Annotated in this window: 24 protein-coding genes; 12 read left to right on the top strand and 12 right to left on the bottom strand. The window is 72.7% G+C overall.

Annotation, left to right across the window (positions count from 1 at the left end):
- Positions 1-35: 35 nt before the first annotated feature.
- The 5 genes from ASF75_RS08645 to ASF75_RS08625 are packed head-to-tail and all read right to left on the bottom strand — an operon-like array spanning position 36 to position 5,833.
- Positions 36-1,175: a cysteine desulfurase family protein gene (locus ASF75_RS08645; RefSeq protein ID WP_056070570.1), complete on the bottom strand. Its 1,140-nt coding sequence runs from the start codon at positions 1,173-1,175 to the stop codon at positions 36-38.
- A gap of 2 nt (positions 1,176-1,177) precedes the next feature.
- Complete coding sequence (gene nadC / locus ASF75_RS08640; protein ID WP_056070567.1) at positions 1,178-2,080, bottom strand: carboxylating nicotinate-nucleotide diphosphorylase; 903 nt, start codon at positions 2,078-2,080, stop codon at positions 1,178-1,180.
- Positions 2,077-3,813 carry an L-aspartate oxidase gene (locus ASF75_RS08635; RefSeq protein WP_056070564.1) on the bottom strand — a complete coding sequence of 579 codons (1,737 nt, stop codon included), beginning with the start codon at positions 3,811-3,813 and terminating at the stop codon, positions 2,077-2,079. The genes nadC and ASF75_RS08635 overlap by 4 nt, the downstream gene beginning before the upstream one ends.
- Positions 3,814-3,845: 32 nt before the next feature.
- Positions 3,846-5,117, bottom strand: a complete 1,272-nt coding sequence (nadA, locus tag ASF75_RS08630; protein ID WP_056070561.1) for a quinolinate synthase NadA — start codon at positions 5,115-5,117, stop codon at positions 3,846-3,848.
- 8 nt (positions 5,118-5,125) lie between these two features.
- A complete protein-coding gene (locus ASF75_RS08625) occupies positions 5,126-5,833 on the bottom strand; it encodes an NUDIX hydrolase (protein WP_017888532.1) in 708 nt (235 codons plus the stop codon).
- A gap of 144 nt (positions 5,834-5,977) precedes the next feature.
- Here ASF75_RS08625 and ASF75_RS08620 point away from each other — a divergent pair, with 144 nt between their 5' ends.
- The 3 genes from ASF75_RS08620 to ASF75_RS08610 all read left to right on the top strand — a co-directional run bounded on the left by ASF75_RS08620 (position 5,978) and on the right by ASF75_RS08610 (position 9,242).
- Positions 5,978-6,259, top strand: coding sequence for an acylphosphatase (locus ASF75_RS08620; RefSeq protein WP_052481700.1), 282 nt, complete (start codon positions 5,978-5,980; stop codon positions 6,257-6,259).
- A gap of 165 nt (positions 6,260-6,424) precedes the next feature.
- Positions 6,425-7,906, top strand: a complete 1,482-nt coding sequence (locus ASF75_RS08615) for an MDR family MFS transporter (RefSeq protein ID WP_056070558.1) — start codon at positions 6,425-6,427, stop codon at positions 7,904-7,906.
- An 88-nt stretch (positions 7,907-7,994) separates the two neighbouring features.
- Positions 7,995-9,242 carry a D-arabinono-1,4-lactone oxidase gene (locus ASF75_RS08610; protein ID WP_082509614.1) on the top strand — a complete coding sequence of 416 codons (1,248 nt, stop codon included), beginning with the start codon at positions 7,995-7,997 and terminating at the stop codon, positions 9,240-9,242.
- A gap of 80 nt (positions 9,243-9,322) precedes the next feature.
- Here the strand turns inward: ASF75_RS08610 and ASF75_RS08605 are convergent, their stop codons facing one another.
- A complete protein-coding gene (locus ASF75_RS08605) occupies positions 9,323-9,832 on the bottom strand; it encodes a 2'-5' RNA ligase family protein (protein ID WP_056070552.1) in 510 nt (169 codons plus the stop codon).
- Positions 9,833-10,009: 177 nt separating this feature from the next.
- On the opposite strand from ASF75_RS08605, the gene ASF75_RS08600 reads away from it, so the two are divergent.
- Genes ASF75_RS08600 through ASF75_RS08590 form a run of 3 tightly spaced genes read left to right on the top strand, consistent with a single transcriptional unit; the run spans position 10,010 to position 12,758 of the window.
- Complete coding sequence (locus ASF75_RS08600) at positions 10,010-10,960, top strand: MetQ/NlpA family ABC transporter substrate-binding protein (RefSeq protein WP_056070549.1); 951 nt, start codon at positions 10,010-10,012, stop codon at positions 10,958-10,960.
- A complete protein-coding gene (locus tag ASF75_RS08595; RefSeq protein WP_056070546.1) occupies positions 10,960-12,087 on the top strand; it encodes a methionine ABC transporter ATP-binding protein in 1,128 nt (375 codons plus the stop codon). Before ASF75_RS08600 ends, ASF75_RS08595 begins: the two co-directional genes overlap by 1 nt.
- The gene (locus ASF75_RS08590) at positions 12,084-12,758 is read left to right on the top strand and encodes a methionine ABC transporter permease (protein ID WP_017888525.1); all 675 of its coding nucleotides are present in this window, start codon (positions 12,084-12,086) and stop codon (positions 12,756-12,758) included. The genes ASF75_RS08595 and ASF75_RS08590 overlap by 4 nt, the downstream gene beginning before the upstream one ends.
- A gap of 272 nt (positions 12,759-13,030) precedes the next feature.
- Here ASF75_RS08590 and ASF75_RS08585 read toward each other — a convergent pair whose 3' ends face one another.
- Entirely contained in the window at positions 13,031-13,807 is a 777-nt protein-coding gene (locus tag ASF75_RS08585; RefSeq protein ID WP_017888523.1) for an endonuclease/exonuclease/phosphatase family protein, read from the bottom strand.
- Positions 13,808-13,940: 133 nt separating this feature from the next.
- Positions 13,941-15,350, bottom strand: a complete 1,410-nt coding sequence (locus ASF75_RS08580; RefSeq protein ID WP_017888522.1) for an MFS transporter — start codon at positions 15,348-15,350, stop codon at positions 13,941-13,943.
- Between the two features lie 250 nt (positions 15,351-15,600).
- Between ASF75_RS08580 and ASF75_RS08575 the strand changes: the two genes are divergently transcribed.
- Positions 15,601-16,848, top strand: a complete 1,248-nt coding sequence (locus ASF75_RS08575; protein ID WP_056070542.1) for a hypothetical protein — start codon at positions 15,601-15,603, stop codon at positions 16,846-16,848.
- A gap of 223 nt (positions 16,849-17,071) precedes the next feature.
- On the opposite strand, the gene ASF75_RS08570 is transcribed toward ASF75_RS08575, so the two are convergent.
- From ASF75_RS08570 to ASF75_RS08560, 3 genes are all read right to left on the bottom strand, one after another.
- Positions 17,072-17,563: a pyridoxamine 5'-phosphate oxidase family protein gene (locus tag ASF75_RS08570; RefSeq protein ID WP_017888520.1), complete on the bottom strand. Its 492-nt coding sequence runs from the start codon at positions 17,561-17,563 to the stop codon at positions 17,072-17,074.
- 369 nt (positions 17,564-17,932) lie between these two features.
- Positions 17,933-18,595: a hypothetical protein gene (locus ASF75_RS08565; protein WP_082509572.1), complete on the bottom strand. Its 663-nt coding sequence runs from the start codon at positions 18,593-18,595 to the stop codon at positions 17,933-17,935.
- Between the two features lie 200 nt (positions 18,596-18,795).
- Entirely contained in the window at positions 18,796-19,905 is a 1,110-nt protein-coding gene (locus tag ASF75_RS08560; protein ID WP_082509571.1) for an LLM class flavin-dependent oxidoreductase, read from the bottom strand.
- A 166-nt stretch (positions 19,906-20,071) separates the two neighbouring features.
- Here ASF75_RS08560 and ASF75_RS08555 point away from each other — a divergent pair, with 166 nt between their 5' ends.
- On the top strand, positions 20,072-21,010 hold the full coding sequence (locus ASF75_RS08555; protein ID WP_056070539.1) for an SDR family oxidoreductase: 939 nt from the start codon (positions 20,072-20,074) through the stop codon (positions 21,008-21,010).
- A 335-nt stretch (positions 21,011-21,345) separates the two neighbouring features.
- On the opposite strand, the gene ASF75_RS08550 is transcribed toward ASF75_RS08555, so the two are convergent.
- Positions 21,346-22,137: an NRDE family protein gene (locus ASF75_RS08550; RefSeq protein ID WP_042538123.1), complete on the bottom strand. Its 792-nt coding sequence runs from the start codon at positions 22,135-22,137 to the stop codon at positions 21,346-21,348.
- Positions 22,138-22,201: 64 nt separating this feature from the next.
- Between ASF75_RS08550 and ASF75_RS08545 the strand changes: the two genes are divergently transcribed.
- From ASF75_RS08545 to ASF75_RS17990, 4 genes are all read left to right on the top strand, one after another.
- Complete coding sequence (locus ASF75_RS08545) at positions 22,202-23,470, top strand: bifunctional phosphopantothenoylcysteine decarboxylase/phosphopantothenate synthase (RefSeq protein ID WP_031260447.1); 1,269 nt, start codon at positions 22,202-22,204, stop codon at positions 23,468-23,470.
- A gap of 94 nt (positions 23,471-23,564) precedes the next feature.
- On the top strand, positions 23,565-23,963 hold the full coding sequence (locus ASF75_RS08540) for a hypothetical protein (RefSeq protein ID WP_017888514.1): 399 nt from the start codon (positions 23,565-23,567) through the stop codon (positions 23,961-23,963).
- Positions 23,960-24,751 (top strand): YqjF family protein, encoded by a 792-nt coding sequence (locus ASF75_RS08535; protein ID WP_056070536.1) that lies wholly within the window; start codon positions 23,960-23,962, stop codon positions 24,749-24,751. The genes ASF75_RS08540 and ASF75_RS08535 overlap by 4 nt, the downstream gene beginning before the upstream one ends.
- Positions 24,748-24,852 carry a DUF1810 family protein gene (locus ASF75_RS17990; RefSeq protein WP_017888512.1) on the top strand — a complete coding sequence of 35 codons (105 nt, stop codon included), beginning with the start codon at positions 24,748-24,750 and terminating at the stop codon, positions 24,850-24,852. Before ASF75_RS08535 ends, ASF75_RS17990 begins: the two co-directional genes overlap by 4 nt.
- Positions 24,853-24,856: the final 4 nt, after the last annotated feature.

Here is a 24,856-nt window from a genome sequence, read left to right as displayed (position 1 = left end):
CGTACCCAGAGATGGAGTAGAACGTCTAGTACACCTCAGCCGAGGGCGCGGACGGTCGCCACGGCGTCGGCCACGGCCCCCACGACGAACGGGACATCGCCGGCCGTGAGCGTCGCGTCGAACGTCAGACGGAGCGCGGTCCGGGCCACGTCCTCGGGGATCCCGAGCGCCGTGAGCACGTGCGAGGCTTCCGTGCTGCCCGCTGCGCAGGCGCTGCCCGACGACGACACGACGTCGCGCTGCTCGAGCTCGAGCAGGACGGTCTCGCCGTTGACGCCCGGGAAGCAGAACGACGCGTGCCCGGGCAGCCGGTGCTCCCGCGACCCGGAGACGAACGCACCGGGGACGGCGGCGAGCACGCCGTCGAGCACCGCGTCGCGCACCGTGGTCGCCGTGCCTGCCCCCGACCGCACCGTCTCCGCCGCCAGCCCGAGCGCCGTGGCCACCGCCACCGCTCCGGCCACGTCCTCGGTGCCGGACCGCCGGCCCCGTTCCTGACCACCGCCGTGCAGCAGCGGCTCGAGCGGGACGCCGGAACCCACGGCGAGCACGCCGGTGCCCTTCGGAGCACCGAGCTTGTGCCCGGACAACGACAGCGCGTCGACGCCCAGGGTCCCGAGGCCGATCGGCAGCCAGGGCGCGGACTGCACGGCGTCGGTGTGGAACCGCGCCCCGACCTCGTGCGCCACCGCGGCGAGCACGGGGACGTCCTGCACGGTGCCGATCTCGTTGTCGGCGTGCGCGATCGAGACGAGCGTGGTGTCGGGGCGGAGCGCCGCGCGCAGCACCGCCGGGTCGACGCGGCCGTCCGGCCCGACGGGCATCACGGTGACGTCGAAGTCGTGGAAGCGGGCGAGGTAGGCGCAGCTCTCGAGCACGGCCTCGTGCTCGATGGCGCTCGTGACCACGTGCCGACCGCGGGGCGCGGCGAGGGCGATCCCCTTGATCGCGGTGTTCGCCCCCTCGGTGCCGCCGGTGGTGAAGACGACCTCGGCGGGCCGGCACCCGAGCACCGCGGCGACGGCGGCCCGTGCGGCGGTGAGTCCTCGCGCGGCCTCGTCCCCGACCCCGTGCGTCGACGAGGGGTTGCCGAACACCCCCGTCAGGTAGGGCCACATCGCCTCGAGCACCTCGCGGCGGACCGGGGTGGTGGCCGCGCGGTCCAGGTAGAACACGACTAGTCCTGCACGGGCACCGCGACGTGCTCGGGCACCGCGACGTCGATGTCGAGCCCCAGGTCGAGCGCCCGCGCCGAGTGGGTCAGCGCCCCGACCGAGATGACGTCGACGCCGGTCGCCGCGATGGCCGCGACGGTGTCGAGCGACACGCCTCCCGAGGCCTCGACGAGCGCGCGCCCGGCGACGATCCCGACCCCGGTCACCAGGTCGTCGGGGGTGAAGTTGTCGAGCATGACCGTGTCGACCCCGGCCGCGACGACTGCTTCGATCTGGTCGATGCGGTCCACCTCGACCTCCACGTGCACGGTGTGCCCGAGCCGCTGTCGGGCCTGGGCGATCGCGTCGCCGATGCCGATCCCGCCGGCCAGGAGCACCGCCAGGTGGTTGTCCTTGGCGAGCACGGCGTCGGAGAGCGAGGTGCGGTGGTTGTGTCCGCCACCACACCGGACGGCGTACCGCTCGAGTGCCCGGAGGCCCGGCGTCGTCTTCCGGGTGTCGACGATCCGCGCAGCGGTGCCCGCGGCGGCGGCGACGTGGGCCGCGGTGACCGTGGCGATGCCCGACATCCGCTGCACCAGGTTGAGGGCGACCCGTTCGGCCCGCAGCACGGCCCGCGCCGACCCGGTCACGGTCGTGAGGACGTCGCCCGCCGCGAAGCGCGTGCCGTCGGCGACGTGCACCACGGCCTGGATCGATGGGTCGACGGCGTGCATCACGGCGACGAACACCGCGCCGCCGCTCAGCACGCCCGGCTCGCGCGCGCCGAGGGTCGCCGTCGCGGTCGCCTCCACGGGGATCAGGGTCTCGCTGGTGACGTCGCCCCAGGGCGCGTCCTCCTCGAGCGCGGTCTCGATCACGCGACGGAGCGCGTGCGGCGGGATGGTGCCGGGGTCGGTGGTCATGCGGGTACCTCCTGCGGGACGGCTGCGGAGCCGCCGGCGCGTTCGTGGGCGTGCTGGTCGGGACCGGCGTCGGTGCGGTCGGCGACCCAGGCGTACGAAGCCGGGGCGGTGGGGTCGGTGTCGGGGTGGTCGGTGCGGGCGTGCGCCCCGCGGGACTCGGTGCGGGCCTCGGCGGCGAGCGCGACGAGTCGGGCCAGGTCGAGGAGCGCACGGTCCTCGTGCTCACGCACGCCGCCGCCGGTCGGCGCGGTCAGCGCGTCGAGGTCGCGGCGCGCGCTCGCCAGCCCGACGGCGTCACGGAGCAGGCCGACGCGGTCCGTCATGACGGACTGGACCGCCTGTCGGACGGCACCGACGTCGTCGAGGTGGGTCGCGCCTCCAGGCAGGGTCGGACTGGGCCCACGCCTGCCGGTTCCGGCGCGCTGCGGAGCCTGCGGAGCGGCGTGACGGCCGAGCAGCTGGGGGGAGGCCCGGATTGCGTCGGCCGCTCGGGGCACGCTGGTGACGTGGAGACCGGCGTCCCCGCGCAGGCGGAGCAGGCCGGGTCGCGGTGCGGTGACCGCGTCCGCTGCGCGGACCGCGAAGACGAGCCCCTCGAGCAGGGAGTTCGAGGCGAGCCGGTTGGCGCCGTGGACCCCGGTGCAGGCGGCTTCACCGACGGCGAGGAGTCCGGGCAGGCTGGTGCGACCCTCGGCGTCGGTGGCGATGCCGCCCATCGAGTAGTGCGCGGCTGGTGCGACGGGGACGCCCTCGCGGGTCCAGTCGAAGCCGGCGGCGCGGGTGGCCCGGGTGAGTCCGGGGAACCGCGTGACCAGGAACCCGGCGTCGAGGCCGGTGGCGTCGAGGAGCACGGGTGCGCCGCCCTGGTCGCGCACCGCCGCGGCGATCCCGCGGGCGACGACGTCACGCGGGGCGAGCTCGGCGTCCGGGTGCACGTCCGTCATGAAGCGGTGTCCGGCGGCGTCGCGGAGGACGGCACCTTCACCGCGGACGGCTTCGGACACCAGGCCGCCGCCGGGGACCGCCAGCCGCGTCGGGTGGAACTGGACGAACTCCAGGTCGGCGAGGACGGCGCCGGCTCGCCAGGCGGCGGCGACCCCGTCGCCCGTCGCCACCAGGGGGTTCGTCGTCTCGCGGTACAGGTGCCCCGCTCCCCCGGACGCGATGACGACGGCGTCCGCGTCGAGCCGGCGGGGTTCTCCGAGCAGGTCCAGGACGTCGGCGCCGACGACTGCCCCGTCACGGACGACGAGGTCGGTCAGGCTGGTGCGCTCCAGGATCGTGACGTGCCGTCGGTGCAGTGCCGCGATGAGGGTGCGCTCGACGGCGGCCCCGGTCGCGTCGCCGTCGGCGTGCACGACGCGCCACCGGCCGTGCGCGGCTTCACGACCGCGGGCCAGGTCGTCGCCGTACCGGTCGAGGGTCGCCGGGTCCGACGACCGGTCGAAGGGCACGCCGAGGGCGAGCAGGTCGCGGACGCGGGCCGGGCCGTCGGTGCACAGGACCTCGACGGCACGCGCGTCGGCGCTGCCGGCTGCGGCGACGTGGGTGTCTGCCTGGTGCAGTGCTGCGGAGTCGTCGGCACCGAGCGCCACCGCGATGCCGCCCTGGGCGTACGCGGTGGCACTGTCGGCGAGCGCCCCCTTCGTCACGAGGGTGACGTCGTGCAGGGCACTGGCGCGGATCGCTGCGGTCAGCCCGGCGATGCCGGAGCCGACGATGACGACGTGCACGGTGGTCTCCCTCGTTCGGTCGGACTCGTGTGTCAGCCGCGGGGCTTGGCCGCGAGCATGCGCTCGAGCGCGACCTTGGCGTCGGCCTGCACGTCGGCGGGGACGACGATCTCGTTGAGGACCTCGCCGCGGACGAGTGCCTCGAGCACCCAGGCGAGGTAGCCCGGGTGGATCCGGTACATCGTCGAGCAGGGGCAGACGACCGGGTCGAGGCAGAAGATCGTGTGCTGCGGGTACTCGGCGGCGAGCCGGTTGACCATGTTGATCTCGGTGCCGATCGCGAAGGTGGTCGGTTCGGTGGCGGCAGCGACGGTCTTCCGGATCAGGTCGGTGCTGCCGGCGTGGTCGGCGGCGTCGACGACGGCCATCGGGCACTCCGGGTGCACGATGACCCGCACGCCCGGGTGCTCGCGGCGGGCCTGGTCGATCTGGTCGACCGTGAAGCGACGGTGCACCGAGCAGAAGCCGTGCCAGAGGATGACCTTCGCCGCTTCGAGGTCACTCGTCTCGTTGCCGCCGAGGGGCTTCCGGGGGTTCCACATCGGCATCAGGTCGGTGCTGATGCCCATCGCCTTCGCGGTGTTGCGGCCGAGGTGCTGGTCGGGGAAGAACAGGACGCGCTGCCCGCGCTCGAAGGCCCACTCGAGCACCGTCGCTGCGTTCGACGAGGTGCAGACGATGCCGCCGTTGCGCCCGCAGAAGGCCTTGAGGTCGGCGGCGGAGTTCATGTAGGTGACCGGGATCACGGGCACGCGGCCGTCGGCGTCGGGCTCGGTGCCGTACACGGCGGTGAGCTCGGCCCACGCGGCCTCGACGCTGTCGATGTCGGCCATGTCCGCCATCGAGCAGCCGGCGGCCAGGTTCGGCAGGATCACGCGCTGGTCGTCGCGCGCCAGGATGTCGGCGGTCTCGGCCATGAAGTGCACGCCGCAGAACACGATCGCCTCGGCGTCGGGCTTGGTCAGGGCGGCGTTCGCGAGCTGGAACGAGTCACCGAGGAAGTCCGCGTGCCGGACGACCTCGTCGCGCTGGTAGAAGTGCCCGAGGACGACGACCCGGTCGCCGAGGGTGGCCTTCGCCCGCTCGATGCGCTCGTGGAGCTCGTCGGTCGGGGCCGTCTTGTACTCGTCGGGCAGGACGCCCTGGCGCGGGGCACTCGTCGGGATGACGTCGGACATCGACGATCCCGGGCCGTACCCGGGGCGGGAGTCGAAGTCCCACGTCGGCATCGCGAGGTCGGGCGTGCAGGTGCTGCCGCCGGCCTTGCCGTTGGAGATGAGCTCGATCGTCGTGGCGATGGACACGGGGTTTCCTATCGGTTCCGCTGCTGGTGCTGATCGGCCCCGGTCTGCAGCGGGCCGTTGTCCGCGTAGGCCAGGTCGGGGTTCGAGCGGTACAGCCGAGCTGGACGGTGCCGGCCCCCGCTCGTGGTCTCGTCGGTCGGCAGGACCGCGTCGGTCTTCTCGACCTGCCGACGGAAGTTCGCGGGGTCGAGTGCTCGGCCGAGCACCGCCTCGTACACGCCGCGGAGTTCGGCGAGGGTGAACCGGTCACCGAGGAACGCCTGCGCGATCCGCGAGTACGACATCTTGTTGCGCAGCCGCCACAGGGCGTACTCGACGATGCGGTCGTGGTCGAAGGCGAGCGGCGGGTGCTCGTCGGCCAGGAACCACCGGACGTTCCAGTCGTCGGGCACGACGTTCGCCTCGTCCGGGTGCACGAGCGCCCAGTACACGATCGACACGACCCGGCTCGGGGAGCGTCCGACGTCGCCGAACGCGTAGAGCTGCTCGAGGTAGCGCGGCTGGACGTTCGTCGTCTCGCGCAGTCGGGCGGCCGCCGAGTCCTCGAGCCCCTCGTCGTCGCCGACCCAGCCGCCGGGGAGCGCCCAGGATCCCTCGAACGGTTCGGCGACGCGACGCACGAGTGGCATCCACAGCGCCGGCGCACCGGTGTCGGGGTGCGGGCGCAGCGCCACGATCACGGTGGAGACCGCGACGCGGATGCCTGGTTCGTCCATGAGGGAGATAGTGTCAATCTGACTCGAAGTGTTCGGGTTGGGATGACACTATCACTGCCGACGGGGTGCGCTCGTCACGAGCCGGAAACAGATCGTCACGGGGCCGAAAACTCCCGGGAGCACGCCGCGGTTAGCGTGGAGGGCATGACGACGGTGACGAGGGTGCATGCCGTGGTGTCGGGGACCGTCCAGGGGGTCGGCTTCCGGTACTGGACCGCTCGGAAGGCCGACGGGCTCGACCTGGTCGGCTACGCGAGGAACCTCTGGGACGGCACGGTCGAGGTCGAGGCCGAGGGCCCCTCGGTCGCGGTCGACTCGCTGATGGCGTGCCTGCGCACCGGGCCGCCGTCGGCGACCGTGACCGACGTCTCCCTGCGGTCGGTCGTGCCGCACGGGGACGCCGACGGGTTCGCGATCCTGCACTGAGCGGACACGCCCGACGTCGCGCGGGCACGTCGGGGGCGGTGCCGATCGTCCACCTGCGGACGTCGCCAGCGAAGCGGAATAATCGCATCCACTCAGGGAGTTGGCCTGTCTGCGCGCCCTGCGCCACACCCGTTCCACCCGTCGTGACCCACCAGGAGCACCCGCATGACCCAGGCCGTCGATTCCGCCCCCCGCACGGGAAGCGTCTCGCAGCCGTCCGCTGCCGAGACCCGACTCGTGATCGGGCTGCTACTCGTCTCCGCGTTCGTCGTCATCCTCAACGAGACGATCATGGGCGTGGCGCTGCCCCGGCTCATGGACGACCTCGACATCAGCGCCGCGACCGGTCAGTGGCTGACCACCGGCTTCCTGCTCACCATGGCGGTCGTCATCCCGATCACCGGGTTCCTGCTGCAGCGGTTCAACACCCGCCCGGTGTTCGTCTGGGCCATGGGCCTGTTCTCGGTCGGCACGCTGATCGCCCTGCTCGCCCCCGGGTTCACGGTGCTGCTCATCGGCCGCATCGTGCAGGCCAGCGGCACCGCGATCATGATGCCGCTGCTCATGACGACGGTCCTGACCCTCGTCGACCCCGCGCACCGTGGCCGCATCATGGGCAACATCTCCATCGTCATCTCGGTCGCACCGGCGATCGGCCCGACGATCTCCGGCCTGATCCTCAACGCCTTCTCGTGGCGCTGGCTGTTCGGCTTCGTGCTGCCCATCGCGATCGCGGCGCTCATCCTCGGCATGGTCAAGGTGCAGAACGTCTCGACGCCGCGCAAGGCGCCGATCGACGTCGTCTCGGTGGTGCTCTCCGCCTTCGCGTTCGGCGGCATCGTCTACGGCCTGTCCAGCATCGGTGAAGCCGGCGCGACCGGTCCGCTCGTCCCGGTGACCGCCCTGGTCGTCGGCGCCGTCGCCCTCGCGGTGTTCATCGTCCGGCAGACGCGCCTGCAGCGCACCGACAGCGCCCTGCTCGACCTGCGCACGTTCCGCACCCGCGGCTTCACGGTGCCGATCGTCGCGATGGGTCTGAGCTTCATGGCGATGTTCGGCACGCTCATTCTGCTGCCCATCTACCTGGAGCGCGTCCTCGGGCTCGAGGTCCTGCAGGTCGGCCTGCTGCTGCTCCCCGGTGGTCTGTTGATGGGCCTGCTCTCCCCCATCGTCGGTCGCATCTACGACCGCCGCGGCCCGCGCGTGCTGCTCATCCCCGGATCGATCATCGTCAGCGCCGTGCTCTGGGCGCTCTCCACCGTCGGCGTCGACACGAGCGTGTGGTTCGTCCTCGGTGCGCACGTGGTGCTGAGCATCGGGCTGGCCCTGACCTTCACGCCGCTGTTCACCGCGGCGCTCGGCGGGCTGGCCCCGAAGCTGTACTCGCACGGCAGCGCGGTGCTCGGCACGGCGCAGCAGCTCGCCGGTGCAGCGGGCACCGCCCTGTTCGTCACACTGCTGACGATCGGTGCGGCCACCGCCGTCGAGGGCTCCGGTGCCCGTGGGGTCCAGGTGGCCACCGCGTCGGGCGTCGGTACCGCCTTCATGGTCGGTGCGATCATCTCGCTGTTCGGCATCCTGGCGTCGGTGTTCGTCCGCCGACCCGAGGTGCCCGAGGGCGCACCGACGCCCCCGCCCGCGCACTGACCGACGGACCCCGCCGGGCGCCGACCCCGTGACGGGGACCGGCGCCCGGCTCGCGCCGGGCGCCGGACTGCGTGGCAGGGTGGGCGCCATGCGGTCGACGACGAGCGAGCTCAACTGGTCCGGCACGGTCACGTACACGGCCGAACGGGTCGTCCGTCCGTCGTCGATCGACGAGGCCGCCCAGGTCGTGGCGGACGCCGAACGGGCGCACGGACTCGGCACCCGGCACTCCTTCAACGACGTCGCCGACTCCCCGGGCGTCCTGCTCGACCTGACCGGGATCCCCACCGACCTGGTCGTCGACGCCGAGCACCGCACGGTGACGCTCGGTGCCGGCACCCGGTACGGCGACGTCGCGTCCGACATCGACCGCGCCGGGTTCGCCCTGCACAACACCGGATCACTGCCGCACATCTCCGTCGGGGGCGCGGTCGCGACCGGTACCCACGGCTCCGGCACGGCGCTGGGGTCACTCGCCACCGCCGTGCGCGCGTTCGAGGTGCTCGGTCCGGACGGCTCCGCCCGGACGATCGACCGGACGGACCCGGGGTTCGACGGTGCCGTGCTGCACCTCGGCCTGCTCGGCATCGTGACCCGGGTGACCCTCGGCGTCGAGCCCACCTACCGGATGCGTCAGGACGTCTACGGCGCGATCCCCTGGGACACCTTCACGGCGAACGTCGCCGAGGTGCACGCCGCCGCGTACTCGGTGTGCGCGTACACGGTGTTCGGTGACGCGATCACCGAGGTCCTGGTGAAGTCGCGCGTGCCCGAGGGGGCCGAGGACGTGCCGGTTCCGGACGCGCTGGCTGGGGCACCCCGCCTGCCCGGCACCCCCGGCGACGACCACCGGACCGCGCGCGACGGCTCCGTCGGCCCGTGGTGGGACCGGCTGCCGCACTTCCCGATCGGGTCGGTCCCGAGCCACGGGTCCGAAGTGCAGAGCGAGCACTTCGTCCCGCTCCGGCACGCCGCTGCAGCCCTCGACGCGCTCCGAGGGCTGGCGGACCGGATCCAGCCGCACCTGCACGTCTGCGAACTCCGGGCGATGGCCGCGGACGACCTCTGGCTCAGCCCGACCCAGGGCGAGGACGTCCTCTGCATCGCGTTCACCTGGCAGAAGCACCCGGCCGAGGTCGCCGCGCTCCTGCCCGACCTGGAGGCCCGGCTCGCGCCCTTCGACGGCCGCCCGCACTGGGGCAAGATGAGCTCGCTCGACCACGCGGCGATCGCCGCGCTGTACCCGCGGCTGGCGGACTTCCGCGACCTGGTCGCCCGAGCCGACCCGGGTCGGACGTTCGCATCCGCATTCGGCGAGCGGGTGCTCGGGACCTGACCCGGGCCTCCAGGCCGCGCAGCGCAGCGCCGCGCAGTGCCGCGCAGTGCCGGGCAGTGCTGCCGTCGCCCCGCCGGAGGTCAGATCGACGTGAACGCGAGCGGCGTGATCGTCCGCGTCTCACCGTCCCAGTGCCGGACACCGCCCACGTCCAGCGTCTCCGGCAGCGGCACGGCACGCAGTGCCGCGACCGCCCGTGGCAGGTCCTCGTCGCGCACCCGGCGCGCCAGCGTGACGTGCGGCGACCAGTGCCCGGGCACCGACGTCTCGACGCCGCCGGGGGCGACCGCGTGCACCTCGTCGTGGAAGGTGGTGAGCGCCGTGTCGAGGACCACCGCGCGCACGAGCACCGAACGGCCGGCGCCCGCGGGGAAGAGCAGCAGCCCGCCCAGCCGGATCGACGTCGGGACCGAGGTGCGGAACCCGGCGGGCACGGGCAGCGTCTCCCCGGCGGCCAGGGTGACGTGCGGCGCGTTCGACGGGGAGGGGTGTCGCCCCAGGCTCGGCAGGTCGGCGTCGATCAGGGCCTGCCAGGCCGACCGCACGCCGGCGTCCGACTCCGGGCCGAGGACGAGTTCGATGCTGCGCACGGTCCGAGTCAACCAAGTCGTGTCGGGACGCGTCCTGCGACGCACGCGGCACGGGTCGAGTGCTGCGTAACACGACGGAACGGAACTCGCTCCGGCGGTGGGGCGCAGGTCACACTCGTCTCCACGCCGCGGACCACCGCGGCTCCCCCGCACGCACGGCCCACGAGGAGCACCAGCATGTCCGCAGCCCCAGCACTGCCCGAGAAGCCGAAGGGCAGGCGTCCGATCGGCTGGATCGTCGCCGCCGCGATCGTCGTCGTGGCCATCGTCGTCGCCGTGGTCGTCGGAGCCCTGCGCTCCGGCAGCGACGGGGCCGGTGCCGCCGGCGACGCCGCGCCGAAGACCGTCACGATCGGTGTCTCGGACAAGTCGCTCGGCTACTGGAGCACGTACACGAAGCTGGCGAAGGAGAAGCTCAACGTCACGGTCAAGCTGACGAACTTCTCGGACTACTCGCTGCCGAACCCCGCGCTCAAGGACGGCCAGCTGGACATCAACCAGTTCCAGCACATCCAGTACCTGGCGGACTACAACGTCACGTCCGACGACGACCTGCAGCCCATCGGCTCCACCGCCGTGTACCCGCTGCCGCTCTACGCGACGAAGTACGACAAGCCGTCCGAGCTGCCCGCGAACGCGAAGGTCGCGATCCCGAACGACTCGATCAACCAGGCCCGTGCGCTCCTGATCCTGCAGGCGGCGGACCTGATCACGCTCAAGGACGGTGGCTCGGCGTTCTCCACCGCGGACGACATCGAGACGAAGAAGGTCGACGTCCAGCCCCTCGACGCCTCGCAGACCGCGAACGCGCTGCAGCAGGGCTCCGTCGCCGCCGCCGTCGTGAACAACAACTTCGCCACCGCGGCCGGCCTGCCGATCTCGGACGCGATCTACCAGGACGACCCCTCGAGCGCGACCGCTGCCCCGTACGTGAACGTGTTCGCCGTCCGCGACGAGGACAAGGGCAACAAGACCTACCTCGAGCTGGCGGAGCTGTTCCAGGACGACGCCGTGCAGAAGGCCTTCGCGAAGGACCTGCCCGAGGCCGTCGCCCGCGACGAGAGCGCCTCGAAGCTGCAGGATGAGCTCGCCCAGGTCGAGCAGGACGCGAAGGCGGCCAAGCAGTAGTGCCGGTCCTCGTCGAACTCCGCGGCGTCTCGAAGCACTACCGCCGCGCCGACACCGGCGAGACCGTGGTGGCCGTCGAGGACGTCTCCCTGGACGTGCACCAGGGAGAGGTCCTCGGCGTCATCGGGTACTCCGGTGCCGGCAAGTCCACCCTGGTCCGCCTGGTCAACGCACTCGAGCTGCCGAGCTCCGGCACGGTCACCGTCGCGGGCCGCGAGCTGACGGCGATCCCCGAGCGGGACCGCCGTCTGGCACGTCGGAACATCGGGATGATCTTCCAGCAGTTCAACCTGTTCCGGTCCCGCACGATCGCCGGCAACGTCGCGTACCCGCTCAAGGTCGCCGGTGTGCCGAAGGCCGAGCGGGACCGCCGTGTCGCCGAGCTGCTCGACTTCGTCGGCCTGCTCGAGCGTGCCCACGCCTACCCGGAACAGCTGTCCGGCGGCCAGAAGCAGCGCGTCGGCATCGCCCGCGCCCTGGCGGCGTCGCCCGACCTGCTGCTCGCCGACGAGGCCACCAGCGCCCTCGACCCGGACACCACGTCCGAGGTGCTCGCGCTGCTGCGCCGGGTGAACCGGGAGCTCGGCGTCACGATCATCGTCATCACGCACGAGATGGACGCCGTCCGGCAGATCGCCGACCGGGTCGCCGTGATGGAGCAGGGCCGGGTCGTCGAGGTCGGGGACGTCTACGACGTGTTCTCCGCCCCGAAGACCGGTGCCGCGCAGCGCTTCGTCCGCACCGCGCTGCACGACCGGCCCTCGCCCGAGACGCTCCGGCGTCTCCGGGACCGGCACCCGGGTCGGCTCGTCACGGTGCAGATCACCGACGAGGCCGGGCTGCAGAACCGCATCGACGCCGCGTTCCGCGCCGCCGGGGTCACCGCAGAGCTGGTCTACGGCGGGGTCGGCGAGATCCGGGAGCGTCGGATCGGCTCGCTCACCTACGAGCTGAGCGCAGCGGGCGGCGCGTCCGGCGGGCCCAGCGGGCCCAGCGGGCCCGGAGTGCCCAGCGGGCCCGGAGCGTCCGGCGGGCCCGGGGTGACCGGCGGTTCCGACGCCATCGACCGGGCAATCGCCGCGCTCCGCGCCGACGGCGTCACCACCGACGAGGAGGCCGCCGCGTGAACAACAACTCGTTCCAGAGCGTGATCGACACGTTCGACGTCTTCCTGGCAGCGATCCGCGACACCATCGTGATGTCGCTGATCTCGCTGGTCATCGCCGGGGTCATCGGCCTCGCGCTCGGCCTGCTGCTCTATGCGACCCGGCCGGGCAACGTGCTCGGCAACCGCACCGCGTACACGGTGCTCAACGTGTTCGTGAACCTGATCCGCCCGATCCCGTTCGTGATCTTCCTCGCCGCGATCGCCCCGTTGTCGCGGGTCGTCGTGCAGACCACGATCGGCGTCCCCGCGGTGACCTTTGCGATCTCGCTGGCCGCGGCCTTCGCGGTGTCCCGGATCGTCGAGCAGAACCTGCTGTCGGTCGACCCGGGCGTCGTCGAGGCTGCTCGGGCCTCGGGCGCGCACCCCGTCTCGATCCTGCTGACCGTGCTCATCCCCGAGGGTCTCGGCCCCCTGATCCTCGGCTACACGTTCATCTACATCGGCATCGTCGACATGACGGCGCAGGGTGCGTTGATCGGTGGCGGCGGCCTCGGCGAGTACGCGATCACCTACGGCTCGCAGCGCTACGACTGGTGGGTGGTCTACGTCTCGGTGGCGGCGATCGTCGTCATCGTGCAGCTCGGCCAGTTCATCGGCAACCGCTTGGCGCGGGCGACCCTGCGCCGCTGACCCGCGGTCGCGGGCTCTGCGGGCAACCGCCTGGAGGCCCGGTACCGGTCCACGAGACCGGCACCGGGCCTCCAGTGCGTTGCGGGCTGAACGGGCGCGCCCAGCGTCGTCGGCCGAGCGGTCACGACTCCCCGCTCACGTCCGCCGGCTGGTCGCGAACCGTCGCCCGCCGGGCCGCCAGCCGACACTTCGTGACCAGCCGGCGGCACATCCGCGGCACGTCGCACGACCACGGCAGCCAGCCGCCAGCCGCCAGCGCCCGAGGGCACCCGTCAGGCGGCGGGAGCCTCGACGGTGGTGACGGCGCCGGTCTCGCCGGGGTGCTCGTAGTGTGCTCGCACCAGGATCGGACGGTGGTCGGAGATGCCCGCCGGCAGGGTCTCGACGCCGGCGATGTGCAGCCCGACGCTCGTCGCGAAGTCGAAGTGGCCCGTGAACTTTCGGTAGCGCAGGTACGTCGGCTGGTCGGACAGCGACAGTGCAAACCCGCCCTGCTCGATCTTGCGACGCAGGTTCGTCTGGAACCACGGGTAGTTGAAGTCGCCGACCATGACCGCGGGGACGTCCTTCGCGAGCTCGCGCAGGAACTGGTGCGCCGCCTCGATCTGCTTGCGGCGCAGGGAGTTCGTCGCGGTCAACGGTGAGGCGTGGAACGACGCGACGACGACCTCGGCGTCGGCCTCGGTGTCGCGCAGGTGCATCGCGATGAGTCGTTCGTGCGCGGGTGCGAGGACCCGGTCGTGCAGCGACTTCTGCAGCGAGTGGATGCTGAAGTCCTGCACCTCGAAGCGGTCGTCGCGCTTGTAGATCGCGAGCCCGAGTCGGTTGGTGCGGGTCGACGCGGCGAGCGACAGGCCACCGATCGACGGAGCGAGGTCGTTGCTGTCGCACTCCTGCACGCACAGGACGTCGGCGTCGGATGCCTCGGCCAGTGCGGCGAGCTCGCCGTTGGCGGTGTGCTCGCGGAGGTTGTAGCTGACGACACGGAGCTGCGTGGGCTGCACGGTCTGGTCCGATGCGATCGTGCTCTGCTGCTCTGGCGCGGCCATGCTGCCTTCCTGTCCGGGTGTTCCGGTCACCCTGCCGCGGTCACCGTACTCGGGTACCGCGGACGGTTGCTGAGACTGTAACGCCTGCCGGGTTTCGTCCGTGTGACCGTGACGGAAACGGACAGCGGCGGGATCAGGCGCGGACACGGCGGACCGGACGGACGGTGTCGCCCGCTGAGCGACTCATCAGGATGCCCTCGACGCAGGCGACCACGAGCAGGGCGGCGATGACCCAGAAGGCCACCGTGTACGGTCCGTCGCCCCCGAGCCCCGAGGCCGCGCGGATGACCACCGCGGCGACGGCGACCCCGAAGCCCGCGGCGGTCTGCTGCAGGGTCGACGACAGCGTGTTCGCCGGGGTCATGTCTGCTTGCTCGACGTCGGCGAAGGCAATGGTGTTGTAGGCCGTGAAGCCGACGGAGCGGGCAGCACCGCTGACGACGAGCAGCACGGCGAGCAGCCAGAACGGGGTGTCCTCGGTCATGAACGCCATCGCGACCACGGTCAGCGCGGCGATGGCCGACGACACGATGATGACCGGGCGGTAGCCCCACCAGCGCAGGAACGGGGTCGTCATCGGCTTGATGCCGAGGTTGCCGACGAACACCCAGAGCACCGCTGACCCGGCGAGCACGGCGCTCCAGCCCCAGGCGTCCTGGAACAGCAGCGGGAGCACGAACGGCACCGCGGACACCGCCAGACGGAACAGGCTGCCGCCGGCGTGCGACACCCGGAACGTCTCGAGCCGGAACGCGTCGAGCCCCATGATCGGGTGCGGCGCCCGACGGAAGTGCCGGATCGCGAACCAGCAGCAGACGGCTCCGACGACACCGGACACGACGACGGCCAGGACCGGGATGACGTCGAGTGCGAGCAGGGACGCCATCACGACGAGCGAGCCGAGCCCGACGCAGGCGAGCAGCGACCCGAACCAGTCGAACGGCACCCGCTGCGCCGCACGCTCCTGCGGGACGAGCACCAGGGCGGCGACGAACGCGATGACGCCGAGCGGGATGTTGATGAGGAAGATCCAGTGCCACGACAGCGTCTCGACGAGCACGCCGCCGATGAACGGCGCGATGATCGGGGCGGCGAGGGCCGGCCAGGTCAGGATGGCGATGGCGGTGACGAGTTGTTCGCGCCCGGCGCTCCGGAGCACGACGAGCCGGCCGACGGGCACCATGAGCGCTCCGCCGAGGCCCTGCAGGATGCGCCACAGCGTCAGCTCCACCAGCCCGGTCGACAGCGCGCACAGTGCGGACGCGATCGTGAACAGCGCGATGGCCCCGGCGAAGACGGTCCGCGAACCGATCCGGTCGGTGAGCCAGCCGGACACCGGGATGAACACCGCGAGGGTGACGAGGTAGGCGGTGATCGCGACACCGACCGCGGCGGAGTCGACTCCGAGGTCACGCCCCATCGCCGGCGCGGCGGTCGCCAGGATGGTGCCGTCCAGCAGCTCCATGAAGTAGGCCCCGGCCACCAGCACGGCGACCGCAGTGCTGCCCGTCCGTCGTCTGGGTGTCGTCGCCGTCGTCGTCATCGCCCATCGAGACTATGCCCGCGGACGTCCCTGTCGTCACGACGTCGCCCGTCCCCACGCGGAACCAGGCGTCTGGACGGCGCGTGGAACGAGCCACCCACCGCACTCGGCACCGGCCGTCCACCGGGCGCGAGGTGGGATGCACGACGCAGGTCGGACCTCCAGGCGCGGTTCGGGGCGATCCTCACGCTCGGGCCGACTACCCTGGCCGGGTGCCGACCCGACCACCCGAACGCCGAGGAACTCGCGCGTGAGCCGCACCGACAGTGCCGGCGTGCTCGCCGGACGGTGGTCCGCCGGCCGACGGCGTGCCCTCGACACCGTGACGTCGCTGCCGGCGTGGGCGGCGGTCCTGCTCGTCTGGACCGGCGGCCGGGTGCTGTCCACACTGTGGCTCGCGCTCGCGTACCCGCTCATCGGTCGTGCCCTGCCGGACAACGCGATCTGGGGCAACGAACACGGGTTCGGCGCGTTCCTGGTCGCCTGGGACGGGCAGTACTACGAGCAGATCTCGCTGCACGGCTACCCGGATGCCCTGCCCCTCGACGCTGCCGGCAACGTCGCCCAGAACGCCTGGGCCTTCCTGCCGGCGTTCCCCTTCACCATCCGGGCGCTGACGGCCTCGACCGGGGTGCCCTTCGACCTCGGCGCACCGCTGGTCGCGATCGTCGCCGGCCTGATCGCCACCTTCTTGCTGCACCGGCTGGTGCGGGACCGGGCGGGGCACGCAGCGGCGATGTGGGCGGTCTTCTTCTTCAGCTGCGGTCCGTTGTCGTTCCTGCTGCAGGTCGGGTACGCGGAGAGCATGTTCCTCGTGTTGTCGTTCGGGGCGCTGCTCGCGCTGGAACGTCGGCGGTACGCCCTCCTGACCGCACTCGGGGTCGCCGCGGCGTTCACGCGCCCGGGCGCCCTGGCGATCCCGCTCGTGCTCGGCGTCGTCGCGCTCGTCCGGTGGGTCCGGGCGCGGCGGGAGACCGGCCGCGTGTTCGAGGGCTTCCCGCTCCGCGAGCAGGTCGGGGTCGTCGCCGCCGGCCTGACCATGGTCGCCGCCGGACTCGCCTGGCCGGTGATCGCCTCGCACGTCACCGGGACGCCGAACGCGTACCTGGAGACGGAGATGTCCTGGTGGGTGAACTTCATCGGCCGGGTGGACTTCGTGCCGCTGACGCCGTGGTTCCTCATCGCGGGCCGCTGGCTCGGCGTGGGCGGGATCCTGATCGTCGTGTTCCTGCTCGTCTCGTACCCGATCTGGCTGCTCCGGAAGTCGACGCGCCGGCTCGGGCCCACGACGGTGCTGTACTCGGCCGGGTACGCGCTGTACGTGTTCGCGGTGTCGTTGCCGATGGCCTCGACCCCGCGGCTGCTCATGCCGCTCGCGCCGCTGTTCGGGTCGCCCGAGCTGGTCGCGAAGCCCTGGATGCGGTGGACGCTCGTGTCCGCGGCGTTGGCGGGGCAGCCGGTGCTGGTCGCGGTGCTCTGGTTGCTCGGCCCGCCGTGAGCAGCTGACGCGCAGACCGGGCTGGTCTTCGCGCGACGCCGTCGTCTCGTCGCGGCAGGACGCCGTCGTCTCGTCACGACGCCGCCACGTGCGCATGACGCCCCCGAATCCGGCGGCGTCATGCGCGCGAGGCGGCGCCACAGCAACACGACGGCGTCAGCGCACCAAGCCGGCGCCACAGCACCGCCCCGCACCGGGCCGGCCCCACCACGCCGTCAGAGCCTCAGAGCTCGAGCGTCCCGTGGTCGCCCGTGTCCGGCTGGCTCTGCTTGCCGAGTGCCGCCTTGAACATCTGCACCAGGCTTCCGACCGGCCCGGTGTCCTGGGTCCAGTACTCGACCGAGACCCCCTCGACCGTCAGGAGCCGGATCGTCGGGTCCTGACGCCCCTCCGGGAACCACGCTTCGGCGAACGGCGACCACAGCTCGTCGACGACCGAGTCGTCCTGGGTCACGGTCGCGGTCCCGGCGATGGACAGGTACCCGCCCTGCGACTCGATCGAGACGTTGACGTGCGGGTTCCGCGCGATGTCCTCGACCTTCTCGCTGCCGTCCTGCACCAGGAACCGCAGGGTCCCGTGGAACGTCTTGTCCTGCACCGCGAGGGGCCTGGCGTGCAGGTTCCCGTCCTCGCTCACCGTGGTGAGCAGTGCCGTGTGGGCGCCGTGGACGATGTCCGAGATCGCGGCGCGCTGCTCCGTCTGTGTGTCGGTCATGGTGCTCCTTTGCGTCATGCGCCCCGATCCGCCCGACGTGCGACCGTCGGTTCACGGGGCCGTACCGTTCCGACCAGTGTGCCCCTCCGGCGCTGGACGCGTCAGCCCCGCGCGTCGAGGTGGTCCGGTCGAGGTCGCCCTGGAGGCCCGGCGCACCTCCGCCTCGCCGCCCCCGCCCCCGCAGATCCCGGCCGTCGGGCCGCACATGCGTGTGCAGGATGCGACACCACACGCGTCGATCGACAGGTGGAACGTCGTTGCATGCACACGCACCGGATGCGTGTGCATCAAGCGACCGGACACGAGTCGTTCGACACGTGCATCGTCGGAACATGCACACGCACGGAACCGACTCCCGGCCGGCCGGGCTCAGACGGGTTCGCGGATGGTGGTCTCGACGTCGACGACCTGCGGGATCCTCGGCATCGAGGCGAAGCCGAACGCCACGGGCGGGTCGAGCGGCGCAAGGTCCCCCAGGGACTCCCCCGCCCAGGTGCCGCGCACACCGGTGACGTCGTGCGCCCCGGTCACGCCGTAGTACTCGCGGCGGCCGTTGCCCGCCGAGCCCGCGGTGCCCGACCCAGGCGCGAGCAGGCGTGCCACGGGGTCGATCGCAGCGAGCCAGCGCGGGTCTCGGGCGATCGGCTTCGGCACGATGCGCAGGATCCGGCCGAGCGGCGAGATCCCGCCGACGTCGATCGAGGCCTCCAGCGCACCGGCGCTCAGCTCCAGGCCGCGGGCGGTGCGGCGGGCGTGGACGTCCACGACCGAGACCGTGTCGAAGCGGTAGGTGCCGGAGACGTACGCGGCGACGATCTCGTCCGGGGCGAGCAGCACGCTGGTGCCGTCGGGGAGCTCGAGGAACACGTCCGTGAACGGCCCGAACGGTGAGCGGTCCCACATGCCGACGACGATGCGGACGCCCGAGGTCGTGCCGACGCCCATGATCCGGCCGCGGAACCGGCGCTCGACGACGGAGTCGGAGGCGTGACCAGGAACGGGACCGGAGGCGTGGTCGGGGTGTGACGGCATGCCCTGGACCGTACCCGCGGCCCCCGTGAGCCGATCTCGGTGGCCGCCCCGGGCCTCCCGGCCGTCGCCCGCGCGCAGCGCTGCCCGCCGGAACCTGCCCGCAAGACACCGGTGCTCACGCTCCGAACACCCGCGAAGGGCGGTGCGGAGTGCGAACACCGGTGTTTTGCGGACCCGGACCGGGACCGGGACCGCGTCCGTCAGGCGACGGGGACGGGCTGCGCCAGCAGTTCGCGCACGCGGGGCGCGACCTCGGAGCCGTAGAGCTCGATCGACCGCATCATGTCGGCGTGCGGCAGGCGACCCGTCGCGTACCGCATGTCGAAGCGCGAGGCGCCGAGGATCCGCATGTTGCGTGCGACCTTGCGGGCGACGGTCTCCGGCGAGCCGACGTAGAGCGACCCGCCGGCAGACAGGCTCGCACGGTACCCGGCGACGTCGAGGGGCGGCCAGCCGCGCTCCCGTCCGAGCTGGTCGGTGACGGCCTTGTGGTACGGCCAGTAGCGCTCGGCGGCCTCTTCGTCGGTGGCCGCCACGAAGCCCGGCGAGTGCATCGCGATGGGCTGCTGCGGCAGGTCGAGCTGGGCGAGGGCCTGGCGGTACAGGCGCGAGAAGGGGGCGAACTGTGCCGGCTGCCCGCCGATGATGGCGAGGAAGAGCGGCATCCCGTAGGACGCGGCACGGATGACCGACTGCGGGGACCCGCCGACACCGATCCAGGTCGGGATGGCGCCGTGCTCGAGCTTCGGGAAGACGTCCTGGTCGACCAGGCCCGCGCGCTTGGTGCCGGACCAGGTGACGGCGTCGCCGCCGCGCAGGGCCGCCCAGAGCTGGAGCTTCTCCTCGAACAGGACCTCGTAGTCGCTCAGCTCGTAGCCGAACAGGGGGAACGACTCGGTGAAGGAGCCGCGGCCCAGGATGACCTCGGCGCGGCCGTTCGACAGCGCGTCCACGGTGGCGAAGCGCTCGTACACGCGGACGGGGTCGTCGGAGGACAGCACTGTGACGGCCGAGCCGATGCGGATGCGCTCGGTGCGGGCGGCGATGGCGGCGAGGACGACCTCGGGGGCGCTGACGACGAAGTCGGCGCGGTGGTGCTCCCCGACGCCGATGAAGTCGACGCCGACCTGGTCGGCGAGGACGGCCTGTTCGACGACGTCGCGGATGCTCTGCGCGTCGGACTGCAGGCTGCCGTCGGCGCGTTCGGTGACGTCGCCGAAGGTGTCGAGGCCGAGCTGCAGGGGCCCGACCCGATCGGGTGCGGGCGGCGGGACGTCCGACGGACGGTCGGTGCCGAATGCGTTGCTCATGGTGTCCTCCTGATCGCATTTCCATGCGTTTGCATCAATGTAGCACGATGCGCCCCAGCACGCACGGGGTGGGCGACCGGTCCGGCACGGCCCAGGCCGGGGTCGGAGACCGGTCCGGCACAGGCCCGGCCGGGGTCGGCCAGCCCGGACGAGTACGGTCACCCGCATGCCGAACCTCCCCGACCAGACCGGACGCCGCATCGTCGTCACCGGATCCAACAGCGGCACCGGACGAGAGGCCGCCCTGCGCCTCGCCGGAGCCGGCGCCAGCGTCGTGCTCGCCGTCCGCAGCACCGAGAAGGGCGAGTCCGCCGCCTCCGGCATCCGCGCCGCCCACCCCGGCGCCGACGTGGAGGTCCGCGAACTCGACCTCGCCGACCTGGCCAGCGTCCGCCGCTTCGCGAGCGGCATCGTGGACGAGGAACGTCCGATCGACGTCCTGGTCAACAACGCCGGCGTGATGGCCCCGCCGGAGCGCTTCGAGACCGTCGACGGTTTCGAGCTGCAGTTCGGCACGAACTTCCTCGGCCCGTTCGCCCTGACGAACCTGCTGCTGCCGTCGCTGCTCCGCGCCGGGACAGCCCGGACCGGTGCACCCCTGGCCGAGGCACCCCGTGTCGTGACGATGTCGAGCCTCGCCGCGATCCCCGGCCGGGTCCGCTTCGCCGACCTGCAGTGGGAGCGCGGCTACAACGGCTGGCGTGCCTACGCGCAGTCGAAGCTCGCCGACCTGCTCCTCGCGCTGCACCTGCACCGCCTGACGGTCGAGGCCGACGTGCCCCTGGTCAGCACCGCCGCCCACCCCGGCTACACCCGGACGAACCTGCAGGCCGCCGGGCGCTCGCTCGGTCGGTCGAAGCCGGTGCGGTCGAGCAACCGCGCGCTGCCCTTCACCCAGGCCGTCGAGCAGGGCACCGAACCGCTGCTCTACGCGGCGGTCGGCCCGAACGCCGTGGGTGGCGCGTACTACGGGCCCTCCGGTCCGTTCGGCATGACCGGTCCGACCACCACCGTGTCGATCCCGGGCTCCGCACGGAGCGCCGACCTCGCCCGCTCGCTCTGGGCGGTCGCCGAGGACCTCACCGGGACGCGCCCGCCGCTCTAGCCGAGACGCCGTCGTCTCCCCAGGACGCCTCCAGCTCCACGAGACGCCGCCGAATCCGGAGGCGTCTCGCGCACCTGGCGGCGCCTGACAGGCACACCGGCGTCTCGCGCGCTCGAGAACGCAGGGACAGGCGGACGGGAGGCCCGTGGTCGCGCCACCACGGGCCTCCCGTCCGGTGGTGGGGAGCGCACGCTGCACGCCGGCGTCATCCCGAGACGCCCCGGAACGCACGAGACGCCGCCGTTTTCGGCGGCGTCTCGGCGAGACGCCGGCGTCTCGCGACGGGCGCGGGGCGCAGCCGGGAGGCCCGGGTCGGGTCCGGCGCGCCGAGCGCGTCAGGCGCGGTGCAGCTCCACCGACCCGTCCAGCCGACCGGGTTCGGTCAGCCGGGCGTGCTGCAGGACGGTGCGGCCCGGAGCTATCGCCGCCGCGACGATCGACAGCGTCGTCATGTGCCCCTCGGTCTCGTGCACGTCGCGGAGGATCGCGTCGGGGTGGTCGCTCGGCAGCGCTGCGGACTCCGCAAGCACGCCGAACCAACCACCCCACCCGTCCCCGGCGTCGGCACCGGCGTCCACGGTGCGGAGTTCGTCGAAGGGGCCGAGCACCGGCGGGCCGGTCGGCGCATCGACCGAGCGGAAGGCCTCGAGCCACCGACCGATGCGCGGTGCAGCGGGGTCGTCCGCCGCACCGTGGGTGACCATGTGGACGCCGGGACCGAGCTCGGTGGTGCGGACCCGATCGCCGTCCCAGGTCAGCACCGAGGCGCCCTCGGCCGTGGCGCGCACCAGGTTGAAGGCCCGGGTGGTCGGCAGCGTGCCGTCGTGTCCGGGCAGCAGGTCGTCGGCGACGGCGTCCACCGGCACCACCCCGCGGGTCGTCCAGGTCCCGTCGGCGCTCGCGACGGGTTCGGCGCGGTTGAGCACCACGGCCAGTCCGGCACGGTCGGACGCAGCGAGCCAGGCTCCACCGGCGGAACGGTCACGGACACCGCGGACCTCGGGGTCGCGGTCCGGCCACCACGCGGCGGGCGGGTCCCACGGGCGTTCGGGCGACTCGTCCCGCAGGGCCAGGACGGTGACGGGCCACGCGGACCCGGGGTCGACGCGGACGACGACGGTGCACATGCCGTCGATCCTCGCACGTGGCCCCGGTAGCGTGAGCCAGGTGAACGCAGCAGCAGAGCGCGCCCTGACCGTCATCGTGGGGATCACCGGGGGCATCGCCGCCTACAAGGCCGTGGGGGTCGTCCGCGACCTGGTCAAGCGTGGCCACGACGTGCACGTCGTCCCGACCGAGGGCGCGCTGCGCTTCGTCGGTCTGCCCACGCTCGAGGCCCTCAGCCGCAACCCCGTCACCACGAGCGTGTGGGACGACGTCGCCGAGGTGCGCCACGTCGCGCTCGGTCGCCGGGCGGACCTGGTCGTCATCGCCCCCGCCACCGCGGACTCGCTGGCCCGGATGGCGCACGGCCTGGCGAGCGACCTGCTCGGTACGACGCTGCTCGCGACCGAGGCACCCGTCGTCGTCGCCCCCGCGATGCACCCGCAGATGTGGGAGCACCCCGCGACCCGGGCGAACGTCGCCACGCTGCGTGACCGCGGCGTCCACCTGGTCGGACCGGTCGTCGGCGCGCTCACCGGCGACGACGCGGGCATCGGACGGATGGCAGAGCCCGAGGACATCGTCGTCGCGGCACTCGCGGTGCTCGACGAGCACCCCGCCCCGGCCGGCCGCCGCGGTGGGGGGACCAGCACGGGTGCGGGGACCGGTGCCCGCGGTGAACAGGGGGACCTGGCCGGCGTCCGCGTCGTCGTCAGCGCCGGCGGCACCCGCGAACCCTTCGACCCGGTGCGGTTCGTCGGCAACCGCTCCAGCGGCCGCCAGGGCATCGCGATCGCCGCCGAAGCCGTCCGTCGTGGCGCGTCCGTGACCCTCGTCGCCGCGAACGTGGACGGCTCGCTGACCGCCGGACTGGACGCGACCGTGGTGCCCGTCGGGTCCGCGCTCGAACTCGCCGACGCCGTGCACGCGGCCGCCGCCGAGGCCGACGTCGTCGTGATGACCGCAGCGGTCGCCGACTACCGACCGGCCGAGGTGCACTCCGAGAAGCTCAAGAAGGACGCGCAGGGCGAGCGCATGACGCTCGAGCTGGTGCGGAACCCGGACGTGCTCGCCGACCTCGTCGCAGCACGGCGGACCGGGCAGGTCATCGTCGGGTTCGCCGCCGAGACCGAACCCGACCGCGATGCCCGGGTCGAACTCGGGCGCGCCAAGATCGGCCGGAAGCCCGCGGACCTGCTCGTCGTGAACCACGTCGGCTGGTCGGCCGGCTTCGAGCGCGAGGAGAACGCGATCGAGGTCCTGGTCCCCGGTGGCCAGGTCGTCCGCGAGACCTCCGGCACGAAGGCCGAGGTGGCGACGGCGGTCCTCGACCTCGTCGCGACCGCACTGACGTGAACGCGCACTGACGTGAACGCGCACTGCCGTGCGTGCGCACTGAACTGAGCCGCGCCTCCGGCTGCTTCCGAGGACGAGCGGGCACGATGGGCACATGCGACGACGTGAGCGGATCCGACGTGCCAACCGCACTGCCACCATCCTGGCAGTGGCCCTCGGCGGGGCGGGTGCCATGCACTTCCTGCGCCCCACCCACTTCGACCGGATCGTGCCGGAGGCCCTGCCGCCGCGGCTGACCACGCTGGCCTCCGGCGTGGCCGAGCTCGGGATCGCCGCGGGGCTCGCGTTCCCCGCGACCCGCCGCGCTTCGGGCTGGGCTGCGGCGGCACTGTTCGCGGCGGTGTTCCCGGCGAACCTGAAGATGGCGAACGACCTGCTCGAGCACCCCACCTCGAGCCGGGCGATGCGGCTGGTCGGGGTCCTGCGGCTCCCCCTGCAGCTGCCGCTGGTCCTCTGGAGCATCCGGGTCGGTCGGCACGCGCCGAAGCCGTGACCCAGCCGTCGTGGACCCGCGCGGCGGTGCCGTTGCTGCACCGCCCGGTCACCCAGCACGCGTGGGAGGACATCGTCTTCGCGCACTGGCGGCACGACCCGGCGTCGCTGCGGCGGCTCGTGCCGCGTGGCACCCGCCCGGACGTCGTCGACGGCAGCGCCTGGGTGGGACTGTCGGCGTACGTGTTCCGTGAGACCCGGGTCCCGCCGTTCCCGTCCGCCGGGCGGCTCGGCACCATGACCGAGGTCACGATCGAGGTCCTGACGGTCGACGACCAGGGGCGGCGCGGGGTGACCTACCGCACGGTCGACACCGCGAACGTGCCCGCCATCGTGGCGGCGCACGCGCTGCTCGGCGTGCCGTACACGTTCGCGCACGCACGCTCCCGGCGCCGGGGTGACGCGATCGCGCACCGCTCCGTCCGGCACCCGACCCGCGCACTGCACCCGGTGCTGTGGGCGCGGTCGCTCCGGCAGGAACGCCCGACGGGTGCGGCCAAGCCGAAGCACGCAGCGTCGGTGCGGGTGACCGCGGGCGAGGTCGTCGACACCCCGCTGGCCGCGGAGCTCACGACCCGGGCCGGCATCCACGCGCGGTACCTGGCGCAGACGTTGTTCTGGCAGCGGCAGCACCCGGTGCTCACCACCCGTGCGGCCACGCTCGACCGGCTCGAGGGCGACCTGCCCGACGCGGTCGGGATGCCCGGGCTGTTCGACCGGGCGCCGGACTCCCTGCTCGTGGTCGACGGCACGACGGTCCGGTACGGCTGGGGCGGGGTCGTCCGGTGACCGACGACCCGTTCGACCTCGACCGCTTCGTCCGCGCCCAGCAGGGGGTGCACGACGTCGCACTCGACGAACTCCGCCGCGGCCGCAAGTCGTCGAGGTGAAGCT

Origin of the sequence: Curtobacterium sp. Leaf154 (assembly GCF_001424595.1) — a bacterium.
In the GTDB taxonomy this organism is placed as follows: Bacteria; Actinomycetota; Actinomycetes; order Actinomycetales; family Microbacteriaceae; genus Curtobacterium; species Curtobacterium poinsettiae.
This window is presented reverse-complemented; position numbering and strand designations above follow the sequence as displayed.

What these genes read in the sequence shown, in the direction of transcription:
- ASF75_RS08615 (WP_056070558.1), top strand. Translation starts at nt 6,425, where the DNA reads ATGACCCAGGCCGTCGATTCCGCCCCCCGCACGGGAAGCGTCTCGCAG.
- ASF75_RS08555 (WP_056070539.1), top strand. Translation starts at nt 20,072, where the DNA reads ATGCCGAACCTCCCCGACCAGACCGGACGCCGCATCGTCGTCACCGGA.
- ASF75_RS08565 (WP_082509572.1), bottom strand. Translation starts at nt 18,595, where the DNA reads ATGCCGTCACACCCCGACCACGCCTCCGGTCCCGTTCCTGGTCACGCC.
- ASF75_RS08620 (WP_052481700.1), top strand. Translation starts at nt 5,978, where the DNA reads ATGACGACGGTGACGAGGGTGCATGCCGTGGTGTCGGGGACCGTCCAG.
- nadC (WP_056070567.1), bottom strand. Translation starts at nt 2,080, where the DNA reads ATGACCACCGACCCCGGCACCATCCCGCCGCACGCGCTCCGTCGCGTG.
- ASF75_RS08580 (WP_017888522.1), bottom strand. Translation starts at nt 15,350, where the DNA reads ATGACGACGACGGCGACGACACCCAGACGACGGACGGGCAGCACTGCG.
- ASF75_RS08625 (WP_017888532.1), bottom strand. Translation starts at nt 5,833, where the DNA reads ATGGACGAACCAGGCATCCGCGTCGCGGTCTCCACCGTGATCGTGGCG.
- ASF75_RS08600 (WP_056070549.1), top strand. Translation starts at nt 10,010, where the DNA reads ATGTCCGCAGCCCCAGCACTGCCCGAGAAGCCGAAGGGCAGGCGTCCG.
- ASF75_RS08550 (WP_042538123.1), bottom strand. Translation starts at nt 22,137, where the DNA reads ATGTGCACCGTCGTCGTCCGCGTCGACCCCGGGTCCGCGTGGCCCGTC.
- ASF75_RS08610 (WP_082509614.1), top strand. Translation starts at nt 7,995, where the DNA reads ATGCGGTCGACGACGAGCGAGCTCAACTGGTCCGGCACGGTCACGTAC.
- ASF75_RS08570 (WP_017888520.1), bottom strand. Translation starts at nt 17,563, where the DNA reads ATGACCGACACACAGACGGAGCAGCGCGCCGCGATCTCGGACATCGTC.
- ASF75_RS08540 (WP_017888514.1), top strand. Translation starts at nt 23,565, where the DNA reads ATGCGACGACGTGAGCGGATCCGACGTGCCAACCGCACTGCCACCATC.
- ASF75_RS08585 (WP_017888523.1), bottom strand. Translation starts at nt 13,807, where the DNA reads ATGGCCGCGCCAGAGCAGCAGAGCACGATCGCATCGGACCAGACCGTG.
- ASF75_RS08560 (WP_082509571.1), bottom strand. Translation starts at nt 19,905, where the DNA reads ATGAGCAACGCATTCGGCACCGACCGTCCGTCGGACGTCCCGCCGCCC.